The sequence below is a fragment of the Limnothrix sp. CMB-01 genome (assembly GCF_055193175.1).
Window position 1 is genome coordinate 3484554 of sequence record NZ_CM143720.1, and the last position, 13550, is coordinate 3498103.

The 13550-nt window shown below is 54.2% G+C and carries 10 protein-coding genes; 9 read left to right on the forward strand and 1 reads right to left on the reverse strand.

The annotated features are described in order from the left end of the window. The first annotated feature begins 53 nt into the window (after positions 1-53). From ACZA91_RS14415 to ACZA91_RS14425, 3 genes are all read left to right on the forward strand, one after another. Positions 54-599: a holo-ACP synthase gene (locus tag ACZA91_RS14415; RefSeq protein WP_463182955.1), complete on the forward strand. Its 546-nt coding sequence runs from the start codon at positions 54-56 to the stop codon at positions 597-599. A 669-nt stretch (positions 600-1268) separates the two neighbouring features. Next, entirely contained in the window at positions 1269-1538 is a 270-nt protein-coding gene (locus tag ACZA91_RS14420; RefSeq protein ID WP_099533635.1) for a PipX family protein, read from the forward strand. Between the two features lie 72 nt (positions 1539-1610). Further along, positions 1611-2279 (forward strand): YggS family pyridoxal phosphate-dependent enzyme, encoded by a 669-nt coding sequence (locus tag ACZA91_RS14425; protein ID WP_463186449.1) that lies wholly within the window; start codon positions 1611-1613, stop codon positions 2277-2279. A 50-nt stretch (positions 2280-2329) separates the two neighbouring features. On the opposite strand, the gene ACZA91_RS14430 is transcribed toward ACZA91_RS14425, so the two are convergent. Further along, a complete protein-coding gene (locus ACZA91_RS14430) occupies positions 2330-2551 on the reverse strand; it encodes a hypothetical protein (protein ID WP_463182960.1) in 222 nt (73 codons plus the stop codon). Positions 2552-2938: 387 nt separating this feature from the next. Here ACZA91_RS14430 and ACZA91_RS14435 point away from each other — a divergent pair, with 387 nt between their 5' ends. The 6 genes from ACZA91_RS14435 to ACZA91_RS14460 all read left to right on the forward strand — a co-directional run bounded on the left by ACZA91_RS14435 (position 2939) and on the right by ACZA91_RS14460 (position 13484). Further along, the gene (locus tag ACZA91_RS14435) at positions 2939-3640 is read left to right on the forward strand and encodes a cell division protein SepF (protein ID WP_099533630.1); all 702 of its coding nucleotides are present in this window, start codon (positions 2939-2941) and stop codon (positions 3638-3640) included. A 177-nt stretch (positions 3641-3817) separates the two neighbouring features. Beyond that, the gene (gene proC / locus ACZA91_RS14440; protein ID WP_099533631.1) at positions 3818-4651 is read left to right on the forward strand and encodes a pyrroline-5-carboxylate reductase; all 834 of its coding nucleotides are present in this window, start codon (positions 3818-3820) and stop codon (positions 4649-4651) included. A 214-nt stretch (positions 4652-4865) separates the two neighbouring features. Beyond that, entirely contained in the window at positions 4866-5570 is a 705-nt protein-coding gene (locus ACZA91_RS14445) for a M15 family metallopeptidase (RefSeq protein ID WP_463182964.1), read from the forward strand. Positions 5571-5781: 211 nt separating this feature from the next. After that, positions 5782-6840: a hypothetical protein gene (locus tag ACZA91_RS14450; protein ID WP_463182966.1), complete on the forward strand. Its 1059-nt coding sequence runs from the start codon at positions 5782-5784 to the stop codon at positions 6838-6840. 805 nt (positions 6841-7645) lie between these two features. Next, a complete protein-coding gene (locus ACZA91_RS14455) occupies positions 7646-10789 on the forward strand; it encodes a leucine-rich repeat domain-containing protein (protein WP_463182968.1) in 3144 nt (1047 codons plus the stop codon). 145 nt (positions 10790-10934) lie between these two features. Beyond that, on the forward strand, positions 10935-13484 hold the full coding sequence (locus ACZA91_RS14460) for a leucine-rich repeat domain-containing protein (protein WP_463182971.1): 2550 nt from the start codon (positions 10935-10937) through the stop codon (positions 13482-13484). Positions 13485-13550 lie beyond the last annotated feature (66 nt).

The window sequence follows — 13550 nt, forward strand, 5'->3', positions numbered from 1 at the left end:
GATCAGGGATTGGGGTTTAGATTTCGGGTTTGGACTTTGGATATTAGGTCGCCGTGTTTTATCTGGGTACTGACTTGGTTTATATCCCCCGCATCCGAGCAGCCCTCGATCGATTTGGGGGCCGCTTTCTGCAACGGGTCTATACTCCCCAGGAACAGCGAACTTGTTGGCGATCACTGGCTCGATCGATCCCCTGGGAAACCCTCAATCCCGAAACTCTGCTGAACAATCACCTCACGCCCGATGTGGTGAATCGGTTGGCGGGTCGTTGGGCCGCCAAAGAAGCCGTGGTCAAGGCCCTGGGCACAGGCTGGCATGGAGTGGGTTACAAGGATGTGGAAATTACCCGCCGGGCCACGGGCGAACCAGGCGTTTGTTTGCATGGACGGGCCCTGGCCGCCCTCGATCGCCGCTGTGCCCTCCATTGCCAAACCCATCCCGTCGCTGCCAGTGCTGGGCCCGAAGCCCATTGGCAAGTCAGTTTCAGCCACGATCGGGACTATGCCACCGCTTCCGCCATTCTGGTTTGTGGATCGGGGTCTGACTCTTCGGGCCCAGCTCCCAAGGCAACCCGCACAGGATCGGATGTTGAATGTTGAATATTGGATTAGGTATTGAGTTGAGGTATTGAATTAGGTACTGGATTAGAGATTGAATTGGGCGCTGTCTCTGGGGGTGAAATTTTGGGGTGGAATTCGACGGATCCTGAGAAAGTTAGCCCGCCGTAACATTTCCCTGAGACCGCAGCATCTTGGGTTCCGGGATGATCCTGACCATGAAAACGGTTCTCGCCCCGGCCCCACGGCTCAACGTTAGGTAGCCAAACCATCCAGAATTGGATCTGGGGGCCGATCGAGCTGATCGCCCCCACAAAGCAGCAAACCCAGGCAAGGATTGTGTTTGATTGATCCCCGGTTTCTGATCCCGGCGCAGTGATCGGAATTAAGAATTTCAACCGAATTGGGCTGAATTTGGGTCAAACCCCGATCGAATCTCGACCCAAAACCCCGATCGCCCGTTAGCAACGCCTTGCAAAATCCCTGGAAATTGGAGAAACCCCGTGGAGATTTCACGGACTATCCCGGCGAAAGGCGATCGCATTCCGATACTATTAACTGTTCGATGCAACTGTTCGACACGAACGTTTTGCTGCGTCATGATTTGATGGCAATCTGCACGCCATAAACTAACCCGATCGCACTTCCTTGGCCATCCCGAGCCAAGCGCTCTGGGTGGCCGGCTTGCTGTCCTACCCCACTAGAGCTGGAATGAGCCTCGAAGCCTATCTAAATCACCCCACGTTTGGGTTATTGCTGATGATTTGTCGGCTGGAAAACAGTCGCGAATTATTTACGACGCTATACGCCCATCGTCTGTTCTTTTTGGTGTCGATCGCGGAGACGGGCCTCCGGTTTGAACCGGTTACCCGCAGCGATGCCCGAACCATGGTCGAGGTCAGAATGCGAGCGCTTCAGCGCAACGGCAACCGGGAGGAATATCAAGCGGTGCGGGCCGCCTACCAGCGCACCTTCCAGTAAAATCGCCTTACGAATCATCCTGTTGCCATGAGTGCGCCGTCTATGTCCCAGGATTGGGTGCAGGCTTTGGCTATGCTGCCCCGTTTGTCCCAGCGGGTCGAATTTTTGCGCGATCATTTGCCGGACTCGGTGCGATTCATGGCCGTTTCCAAGACCTTTGGCCCCGAATGTGTGCGAGAAGCCTATGAATGCGGGATTCGGGACTTTGGGGAAAATCGCGTGCAGGAAGCGGCAGAAAAACGCGCCGCCCTCAGTGACCTGACGGATATTCGCTGGCACTTAATTGGCCAACTGCAAAGCAACAAGGCCAAAAAAGCCCTGGAACTGTTTGAGTCAATTCATTCGGTCGATCGATTGGAGTTGGCCCAACGGCTCGATCGCCTGGCCGCCGAACGCGATCGCCCGCCCCAAATTTGTCTGCAAGTGAAGTTGCGGCCCGACCCCAACAAGGCCGGTTGGTCGCCGAGTGAACTGCAAGCGGCCTTGCCCGAGCTGGATCGGTTAACCCATCTGCAAATTCGAGGATTGATGGCAATTCCTCCCCTGGGCTTAAACAAAGCGGAATTAGCGGACTTTTTTGCCGAAGCCCGATCGTTGGCGGATCAAATCCAAGCCCAACCTTGGCAACGCTTGGCCATGACGGAGCGATCGATGGGCATGTCTAACGATTGGCCGATCGCCCTGCAAGCGGGAGCCACCATGATTCGCCTAGGACGAACCCTATTTGGCGATCGGGCCTAGATTCCTCACCCGTTGAATTGAGGAGATTGCACAAAAAATTCCCCAACCATTCAGCAAGACCTGTCAAGATCTGCCTGAAAGTGGCCAATTTTGACCCGATCGACCACTGATCTTCGTGAATGGTGACCATAGGTAACCGCCAACCCCGATCGCTCTCCCTCCGCCGCTCGATCGCCCTTGGCAACCACCCATCCTTCAGTGGCCAACCCGATCGTGGTGGAATCAAAAAAATTGGAGTAGACTGTTGACCAAAAAAACGGGCAGCCAATCAATTACGGCTCCTTTTGAATAGCTCATTGGGGTGCTGATTGGGGAATTAGGTCTGGATTCAGACCCTTAAGCAGGCGGCTTTTAGCCCAGTCTGATAAAATCGGGGCGACCTAAACCCCAACCCATTCAACAATCATTGAACAGCCCCGCGCTGAAACCCCATTTTCAAGACAACAAGCGCCAAAAATGCTGAAGGTGATGATCAATCCCATCGGCAGTAATGATGCAACTCTTGTGGTCAATGGCGGTTTAAATGGTGGTTAATGGTGGTTCGTCGAGGAGTGGATGTTAGGCAACCAAGCCGACGGAGTTTTGGCGGCGTTCAATCAGCCCCTAGAAACTCGTCGGTACTCCAGCCCCCAACGTGGTTAGTAAGTGGAGAGGACGAGGTGAACGCTATTTTTACGAAACTTCGGGATTTTGTGGGTCTGGGTGATCCAGTGGAATACGATTACGACTACGACGAAAACGATAGCAATAACAATGGCTACCGTGGTTCGTATCAGCAGCCAGCGGCGGAATCCCAGCCCGCTGCGGCTCCCACGGATGAGGCCAACGCCCGCCGTAGCCGTCGCTATGCCGCCGTTGCTGATGCATCCGCTTCGTTGGCCGGTGGGTTTCCGGCACCGGCTGCGGCCCGATCGCCCGAGCCGATTGTGCCGCCCAGCCCCCGCGCGACAACTGGAACCCCAACAACTTCTTCTATGAGCAACGTGATTGGTATGCCGGGTGCGGTAAACGGAATTTCCGAAGTGGTGGTGATGGAGCCGCGCTCGTTTGAGGAAATGCCCCAAGCGATTCAGGCCCTGCGGGAGCGGAAGTCGGTGGTGTTGAACCTGACGATGATGGATCCCGACCAGGCCCAACGCTCCGTGGACTTCATTGCTGGCGGAACCTACGCCCTGGATGGTCACCAAGAGCGGATTGGCGAAAGCATTTTCCTGTTCACGCCCAGTTGTGTGCAGGTCAGCACCCACAGCGGTTTGGTGCGCGAAGTGTTCCAGGCCCAGGCTGCGGCCCAGGCTGCCGCTCGCCCTGGCCAAGCCCCCGTTTGGGCAACCGATCGCTTCCAACAGGCTGCCGCTCAGTAGGCCGCCGCTCAGTCGGTTTAATCACGGCTCAATCTTCAACGATCAATCACGATCGAGGGGCCCTTGAACACCGGGCCAAACTGTAGGGCAGTAGTCAATCTATTGCCCTATATTTTTGCCCTTGACCAATCCAATCCGCATCGATTGGATCGAAAAATTCAGCATGAGACAAGGTTTATGACGGATTCCGGGGCCGGTGCGGTTTGGCAGTTGGGCGTAATTGGCGGGGGCGTGATGGCCGAGGCAATTTTGGCCCGGTTGTGCGATCGGGACGTGATTCCTGGAGCACAAATTTGCGTCAGTGAACCCATGGCCGAGCGCCGAGCGACCCTGGCCGAGCGCTATGGGGTACAGGTCACCGATGACAATCGATCGCTCCTGGCCCAATCCCAAATCGTTCTTTTGGCCATCAAGCCCCAAGTTTTTGCCACGGTGGCGGCCCAGGTGGCCGGTGCTTGGGATCCCGCGCGATCGCCCCTGATCCTGTCAATTTTGGCCGGCACAACCTTGGCCAAACTGGAAGCGGCCTTCGGTGGCTGTCCGGTGGTGCGAGCCATGCCCAACACACCGGCCACCGTGGGCGCAGGGGTCACGGCGATCGCCCCCGGTTCTCTGGCCGAGCAGGCGGCCATGGAACAGGCTCGCCAGATTTTTGGGGCGATCGGGCAAGTGGTGGAAGTGCCGGAATCTTTGATGGATGCGGTCACCGGGTTGTCTGGGTCGGGGCCGGCCTTTGTGGCCTTGTTTGTGGAAGCGCTCACCGATGGGGGCGTGGCGGCCGGGTTGCCCCGAGCCACTGCCAGCACCCTGGCCCTACAAACGGTTTTGGGAACCGCCCAACTGTTGCAAGACAGCCAACTACACCCGGCGATCTTGAAAGATCGGGTCACCAGTCCCGGCGGCACAACGATCGCGGGGGTGGCCGCCCTGGAGCAGGCTGGATTCCGTTCCGCCACCATCGAAGCGGTACGCGCAGCCTGGCAACGATCGCAGGAATTGGGCCGCGCTTAGGAGCTGTCATCAAATCCCCGAAACCCTGATTCTTGCGTTGCGAGATCGTGGGGAGCAAGGGGCTTAAGCCCCTTGTTTAGGGTGGTTGAGCTAGGAAAATTAGTCGTTCCAGCTTCATTTGATGACATGCCCTAGGGTTCGCCGTTGATGAACCCCCAAGCTTTACCCTCAAGCTTTGCCCTCAGGCTCCGCAACCGCTGCACCCATAAACCCCATGGCCCTCAAGCCCTATCAAAAAATCCCGATCGCGGACTGTGGCGAACCCCTAGTGCCCATTCCGCCCGATCGCTTCCAGCTCTGGGATCCGCATCCCTACGCGGTGTTGGGTGCGCCCTATGGTGACCAATCGCCCTTTTGGGTGCGATCGGGCGTGCTCGATCGGCTGTTGCAGGCCGCCCAATGGTTAGCCCAACAACAACCGGGCTGGCAACTGGCCATCTTTGATGCCTATCGCCCCTTGGCCATTCAGCAATTCATGGTGGACTACACCTTTGCCGAATTGGCCCTCATGGAAGGGTTGGATCCCGTTGCCCTGGCGCAAAATCCCCAGCATCCCCAAACCCAAGCCCTGCGATCGCGCGTTAGCCAGTTTTGGGCCAGCCCCAGCGACCACCCCGCCACCCCGCCACCCCACAGCACCGGAGCCGCCCTGGATCTGACCCTTATCGACACAGCCGGGCGGGTGCTGGACATGGGATCCCCGATCGATGAATGTTCCGATCGCTCATTTCCCGACCACTTCGCCCCAGCCACCGATCCCCAACACCAGCAGTTCCACGCCCATCGCCAACTGTTGCGACGGGCCATGGCCGCGGGCGGGTTTGCCCAACATGCCCAAGAGTGGTGGCACTTTTCCTGGGGCGATCAATTGTGGGCCGATCGCACCGGTCAGCCCTTAGCCCACTATGGCCGGGCTTAAGAGGCTGGGTCGGAGGAGTCGTGCCTGAGGGATCGCGCCTGAGGGGGCGCACCCCCACGGCAAGCCACCATGGGCGAGCCACCATGGGCGAGCCACCGAAAACCAGGTGTATGATTGCGAGAAATGGCGCTTCCGGCCAACAGCAGCCCCCCGGGCCCCTGTTGATTGGGTGAGCAGCCTCCAGGCTTTCAGGCAATTGAACCACCGGTCTATGTCTCAGACGGAATTGTTACTGCTCGCCCGGCAGGGCAATGTAGAGGCGATCGCCACCCTCATGAACCGCAAGTTACAGACGGCGGGGATTGCGGTGGAAGTGAGCCTTGATGGCAATTGCCTAATTTTGAATCTGTTGGGGGCCGATCGCGCCCCCGATCGCCCGGCGCTGATGACCTTTGTTCGCAAGGGCATGAACATCTTGAAGGTGGAACCCGTGGGCGTGGTGCGGGTCTCCGGTTGGGCCGCCGGGGCCGGCGCACCCACCTGGACCGATGCCCTCTACCTGGCCAATGATGGCTCTGGCATGTCCTTGGCCACGCCCCCGTTGAGCGCTCTGGGCCTGACCGGTTCGCCCAGCTACACGATCGCCCCCAGCCCAGCCCCCGCACCCACGGAGATCAGCGCCACCTACGATCCGGGAAATACCGGGTTTGTTGCGCCGGCCCCCGCGCCCAACCCGGCCCCCGCGCCCCAACTCCCGCCGATTTATCCTGAGCCGACCTATCCCAACCCCGAAGAGGCGATCGACCTGATTCAACCGGAAAAGGTCTATGAAGATTGGCTGGCGGAAACGGGCCAACTGGGTTTCCCGATGCAGGGGGCAATTCCCAAGCTGGCGGAATTTTTGGTGTATTTCCTGAACGCACCGGAAGAACAGCTCATTGACGTGGTTTCCGTGCGCATTGATGACGGGCCGGCGGTGTTGCTGGTGACCAGTACCCGACTTTGCGCGATCGCCCTGCCCTCTTTTTGGAGCCAGCAACCGGTGCGGGAGCTGGCTGCTTTTGCCTATGGGGGCATTTCCCGCGTGGGTGTGTCCCGCGATGGGCTGGGCATTGAAACCACGTTGGGTAAGCAACTGTTGGCCTATTTCAGCAATCCTGTGTTAGGCGAGGCTTTTGTGAATCGGAGTTTGGTGCGGTTTTGTCCGGTGGAGGCGGATCCCTCGCTACCCAGCCCCAAGGACGAGCGATCGATTCTGTTTTATGGTCTGGCGATTTTGGCGGTGGTGTATTTGCTGATTCTGCTCTTGCATTGGATCTGGGGACGCTAGAACCATGGCCATCATCCCGATCGGGGGGCTGATTCGGCTGGGGATTGGTGGGAGCTTGCCTCGATCGGCTTGAGGATGCCCACGAGGATGCTGGCAATTTCTGGCAAATTACTGAAGATCGAGCGTTGTTGCAGATCTTGGGTGATGGTTTGGATCGAGGATGGGTCGTTTCAGCGTGGTTTGAGACTCCAATCGCGATCGGGCGGCTGGGCAATTCAGTCTTGCATTTTTGGGGTGGGCTTGTCGTGATGGGCGATCGGTGCTGATCACAACAAAAACCGTAGGGTGCATGGGAGTATGGCCCAATCGTTAAAACACGCTGGATGGGTTCTCCCATGCACCGCAGCGCGATCGCTCCCTCACGATCAGATGCTTTCAAGAAATGGTCGTTAAGTGCGTGACGGGTTGTGGTGCATGGGAGATGAGGCGAAATCGTCGTTTCTCTTTGGCCGTGCTCCCATGCACCCTACGGACTACGACGAGTGTAGAACGACAGGGCGATCGGGCAGGGGTGTACAGCGGTATGCCCTCCACCCGGGGCGATCGCCTGAACCGAATTGGTTTGCGGAGATCTTGCGTATCGGAGGGCGCATGGCGATATGGCCCCACGAAAATCATTTTTCCCGCGCCGGTAGGGGCGTACCGATGTACGCCCTCCGCCAGGATTGATCGCCTGAACCGAATTGGTTTGCGGAGATCTTGCGTATCGGAGGGCGCATGGCGATGCGCCCCTACGGGATGTTGGGGGTAGGCTCCTACAATTGGAGCGGTGATGTGAGGGGGCGGTGGCATGGAGCGGGCGGAGTTGTTGGCGTTGCTGGAGCGGGCGAAGGCGGAGGGCTGGACGGAGCTGGATCTTTCATGGAAGAAATTGAGGGAATTACCGACAGAAATCGGTCAACTGCAAAATCTGATATCGCTTGACCTCAGCAACAACCAACTGAGGGAGCTACCGGCGGCAATCGGTCAACTGCAAAATCTGACATCGCTGAACCTCTGCGACAACCAACTGAGGGAGCTACCGGCGGCAATCGGTCAACTGCGAAATCTGACAACGCTTTACCTCGGCAACAACCAACTGGGTAAGCTACCGGCGGCAATCGGTCAACTGCGAAATCTGACAACGCTTTACCTCAAGAGCAACCAACTGGGTAAGCTACCGGCGGCAATCGGTCAACTGCAAAATCTGACAACGCTTTACCTCAAGAGCAACCAACTGGGTAAGCTACCGGCAGCAATCGGTCAACTACGAAATCTGACATCGCTTTACCTCAACATCAACCGACTGAATGAGCTACCAGCGGAGATCGGTCAGCTACAAAATCTGACATCGCTGAACCTCTTCGACAACCAACTGAGGGAGCTACCGGCGGAGATCGGTCAACTGCAAAATCTGACATTGCTTGATCTCTGCGACAACCAACTAAGGGAGCTACCGGCGGAGATCGGTCAACTGCAAAATCTGACATCTCTTAACCTCTACAACAACCAGCTGAGGGAGATACCGGCGGCAATCGGTCAACTGCAAAATCTGATATCTCTTAACCTCTACAACAACCAGCTAAGGGAGATACCGGCGGCAATCGGTCAACTGCAAAATCTGACATCTCTTAACCTTTACAACAACCAGCTGAGGGAGATACCGGCGGCAATCGGTCAACTGCAAAATCTGATATCTCTTAACCTTTACAACAACCAGCTGAGGGAGATACCAGCAGCAATTGGTGAACTGCAAAATCTGATATCTCTTAACCTTTATAACAACCAGCTGAGGGAGATACCAGAGGCAATTGGTGAACTGCAAAATCTGATATCTCTTAACCTTTATAACAACAAACTGAGGGAGCTGCCGAACTCTATTAGAAAATTATACAAGCTCAAAAATCTAGATTTGCGCGACAATCCACTGCCCATTCCCCCAGAAATCTTGAGTGGAAAAAGATGGGATAAGGCTGATGGTTTACGAACAATTCTGGATTTTTACTTTGAGAGGAAGAAACCACTCTACGAGGCCAAGCTGCTGATTATTGGTGAAGGTGAAGCGGGCAAAACCAGCCTTGCTAACAAGCTGAAGGATGCAGCCTATGAACTCAAGCCCCAAGAGAAGTCTACCGAGGGAATTGATGTGCTGTCTTGGGAAATTCCCCATCTAGACGGTACACCGATGCGAGTTAATATTTGGGACTTTGGTGGTCAGGAAATCTACCACTCCACTCACCAATTTTTCCTGACGAAACGATCCCTATATTTGCTAGTTGCTGAAGATCGCAAAGAACATACGGATTTCTATTACTGGCTGAAAGTTGCGGAAACCTTCGGCGAAAACAGTCCCTTGCTAATCATTAAAAATGAAAAGCGCGGCGATCCATTCAACATTGATGAGCGTGCCCTGCGCGGTGAATTTACCAACCTCAAAGACTCTCTCAGCACCAACCTGAGCACCAATCGTGGTCTAGACACCATCCGCAGCGAAATTCAAAAATATCTCAGCAGTCTCGATCACGTTAAACAAACAATTCCCGCTCACTGGGCTGATATCCGCGCTGTCCTCGAAAATTATTCCCGAAGCCGTAACATTTTAGAACTCAGGGACTATTTCGACCTCTGCCGGAAAAATGTCTTCAGCGATGAAAAAGAAATGCTAGCCGCCAGTCAATTCCTGCACGACTTGGGCATCTGTCTGCATTTTCAAAATATGCGCTTCCTCAAGAAATTCCTGATCCTCCGACCCGAATGGGCTACCAGCGCACTATACAAAATCCTCAAAAATGAAGATGTAAAAGCCGACTTTGGCCGCTTCAATGACGACACCCTAGAAAAACTTTGGGACGAGGGCGATGAATCCCAAATGCGCGACGAACTCTTGCAACTGATGAAAGAGTTTGCGCTTTGCTATAAAATTCCTGGCTGCAAAGGTCGTTACATTGCCCCCCAACTGCTCGAAAAAGAACGCCTTGATTATGAATGGGATAGCACCGACAACCTGATCCTCAGCTATCGCTACCAATTCAAACCCAAAGCCATTTTCCCGCAACTGATCGTGGCGCTCCATGAACAAATCGAGCACAATTGCCGCGTCTGGAAACATGGCATGGTGATCACCAACGGCTCCGCCCGCGCCGAAATCATTGAAGACGATCGCTACTACGAAGCCGATATCACCATCCGCGTTTCTGGCTCCAACAAACGCCAACTGCTGACTATTGTGGGTCACGAACTCGACAAAATTAACCGCAGCTATGAACGCCTCACCACCGAAATCCTAATCCCCTGCAATTGCGTCAAGTGCAAAGGTAGCCAAGATCCAGAAACCTATCCCTACGAAACGCTCCAAGAATTCATCAGAGATCGTGAGGAGTTAATCCAATGTCGTAAGAGCCGAAAAATGGTGAATGTGCGCCGCCTCATCGACGACATCGCCGAACCTCAACCCCGCGACAACCTCGACAAAATGGAGAGATTCGAGCAACCCAACCAAACTCAATCCGCCTCGCCATTCAGTCCCACAATCAACATCTACAACCGAAACGACAATCAACCTATGACCACCAACATCACCCAAAACCACCACGGCAGCGGCGACAACGTAGCAGGCAACAAAACCGTTAACAACTACCACGCCCCCCAAACCCCCGAAGCCGCCCAACAGGCAATCCAAGACCTGCTGAAACAACTGAAAATCAACGAACAAACCACCACCACCAAACTGCAAACCCAAGTCACCTTCAAAGATTTGGAATGGCAACAAACCCTCTGGGCCGCCTTCAAAAACGCCGGCCCCGAACTCGCCAAAAGCGCCGTTGGCATCGCCCTAGCCAGCGCTGGCGTACCCGGCGCGATCGCTGCTGCCGCCTTTAACGTGGTGGTCGAAGGAGTGCGCGGCGGCCTGGAAGCCCGTGACGCGCTGCCCCCCGGTGAAGACAACCCCTTTGGAACACCGACCTTTTGAGCCGCAACGCTTCCTAAAAAACCAAAAAAAAGAGGCAAGAAAATCCCACCCCTTGCGAGTTTCTCTGCGGCATTGCTCCCATATCCCCAACATTCTTAGGAGATAGGCTCCTACAATTGGAGCGGTGATGTGAGGGGGCGGCGGCATGGAACGAGCGGAGTTGTTGGCGCTGCTGGAGCGGGCGAAAGCGGAGGGCTGGACGGAACTGGATCTGGCGGGGCTGGATTTGGTGGAGTTGCCCCCGGAAATTGGTGAGCTAACTCAGCTTCAGGTTTTGATTTTGGGGAAGTGGGACGAGGAAACCGAAAAATGGAAGGGCAATCAATTAACGACGCTGCCGCCCGAAATCGGTCAACTGCAAAATCTGACAAATCTTGACCTTAGCTACAACCAAATTAGCGAGTTACCAGCGGCGATCTCGCAACTGAAAAATCTGACATTGCTTGACCTCCGCGACAATCAACTGAGTGAGCTACCGACGGCAATCGGTGAACTGGAAAGTTTGACTACGCTTTACCTCGACAACAACCACATCAGCGAGCTACCAGCGGCGATCGCGCAATTGCAAAATCTAACTACGCTTAGCCTCTGCGAAAACCAACTGTGGGAGCTACCAGCGGCGATCGCGCAACTGAAAAATTTGGCAGAGCTTGACCTCCGCGAAAACCAACTGAGGGGGTTACCGGCGGCGATCGCACAACTGGAAAATCTGACATTACTTGACCTCGGCGACAACCAAATCAGTGAGCTACCAGCGGCGATCGCGCAACTGCAAAATTTGACATCGCTTGACCTCAGCGGCAACCAAATCAGCGAGCTACCAGTGGTGATCGCACAATTGCAAAATCTGACATCGCTTGACCTCGGCAACAACCAAATCAGCGAGCTACCAGCGGTGATCGCACAACTGCAAAATTTGGCAGAGCTTGACCTCCGCGATAACCAATTGAGAGAACTACCGGCGGCAACCAGTGAATTGCAAAGTTTGACTACGCTTTACCTCGGCGACAACCAAATCAGCGAGCTACCAGTGGCGATCGCACAATTGCAAAATCTGACATTGCTTGACCTCGGCGATAACCAATTGAGGGAACTACCGACGGCGATCGCGCAATTGCAAAATCTAACTATGCTTAACCTCAGCTATAACCAACTGAGAGAGCTATCAGCGGCGATCGCACAACTGCAAAATTTGACAGATCTTGACCTTCGCGATAACCATCTGAGTGAGTTGCCAGCATCTATTCGAGAATTACCAAACCTCGAACATCTAGATTTGTCTGGAAATCCTCTACCCATTCCTCCAGAAATTCTATGTAGACAAGAACAGTTGTCTGAAAATTTGTGGGGTCTTTATTACGAGTCACAAACTATTCTGGATTTTTATTTCAATAGCCAACGTGATCCCAAACCCCTCTACGAAGCCAAATTGTTGATCATTGGCGAAGACAGCGCAGGTAAAACTAGCCTCGTCAGAAAGCTCGAAGACGAAACTTGTCAACTCGAACCTCAAGAAGAATCCACTGAGGGAATTGACCTGTTGCCCTGGGAAATTTCCCACTTAGATGGCACACCGATGCGCGTCAATATTTGGGACTTTGGCGGTCAGGAAATCTACCACGCCACTCACCAATTTTTTCTAACAAAACGATCTTTGCATTTGCTGGTTGCCGACGATCACAAAGAGAATACCGATTTCTATTATTGGCTCAACATCGCACAAGCCTTTGGTGACAACAGTCCCCTGCTGATCATCAAAAATGAAAAACAAGATCGCCAATGTCAGCCCGACGATCGCACCCTACGTGGCGAATTCAGCAACCTCAAAGAATCCCTCAGCCTCAACCTAGAAACCAATCGTGGACTAGACACCATTCGCGCCAAAATTCAACAGTATCTCAGCAGCCTTGATCACGCTCAGCAAATCATTCCTGCTCACTGGGCTAACATTCGCACCGTCATTGCAAACTATTCCCAAAGCCGCAACATTCTAGAACTCGGGGACTATTTCGATCTTTGTTGGAAAAATGGCTTCAGCACCGAAGCAGATATGCTAGCTGCCAGCCAATTTCTGCACGACTTGGGCATCTGTCTACATTTTCAAAATGTCCCATCCCTCAAGAGATTCCTGATTCTCAGACCTGAATGGGCTACTGTTTCGCTCTACAAAATTCTTGATAACCAAGAAGTTAAAGCCAACTTTGGCCGCTTCAATGACGACACCCTCGAACAACTGTGGGATGAGAGCAATGAATTGCAAACACGCAACGCACTCTTGCAACTGATGAAAGAGTTTGCCCTTTGCTATGAAATTCCCGATTGCAAAGGTCGCTACATTGCCCCTCAACTGCTTGAAAAAGAACGCCTTGACTATGATTGGGACAACACCGATAACCTAATCCTCAGCTATCGCTACCAATTCAAACCCAAAGCCATTTTCCCGCAGCTAATCGTGGCGCTCCACGAACAAATTGAGCAAATTGAGGAAACTTTTCGCGTCTGGAAACATGGCATGGTGGTTACCAACGGCTCGGCTCGCGCCGAAATTATTGAAGACGATCGCTACTCCGAAGCCAACATCACCATTCGCGTTTCTGGCTCCAACAAACGCCAACTGCTGACCATTGTGGGTTACGAACTCGACAAAATTAACCGCAGCTACGATCGCCTCACCTATGAAGTCCTGATCCCCTGAAATTGCAGTCAATGCCAAGGTAGCCAAACACCCCACACCAACACCTGGAAAAGCCTGCGACATCGC

Bases quoted from the DNA above. Each gene is read 5' to 3' on its own strand.
- ACZA91_RS14445 (WP_463182964.1), top strand. From the start codon at position 4,866: ATGGCCCTCAAGCCCTATCAAAAAATCCCGATCGCGGACTGTGGCGAA.
- ACZA91_RS14420 (WP_099533635.1), top strand. From the start codon at position 1,269: ATGAGCCTCGAAGCCTATCTAAATCACCCCACGTTTGGGTTATTGCTG.
- ACZA91_RS14460 (WP_463182971.1), top strand. From the start codon at position 10,935: ATGGAACGAGCGGAGTTGTTGGCGCTGCTGGAGCGGGCGAAAGCGGAG.
- ACZA91_RS14450 (WP_463182966.1), top strand. From the start codon at position 5,782: ATGTCTCAGACGGAATTGTTACTGCTCGCCCGGCAGGGCAATGTAGAG.
- ACZA91_RS14425 (WP_463186449.1), top strand. From the start codon at position 1,611: ATGCTGCCCCGTTTGTCCCAGCGGGTCGAATTTTTGCGCGATCATTTG.
- proC (WP_099533631.1), top strand. From the start codon at position 3,818: ATGACGGATTCCGGGGCCGGTGCGGTTTGGCAGTTGGGCGTAATTGGC.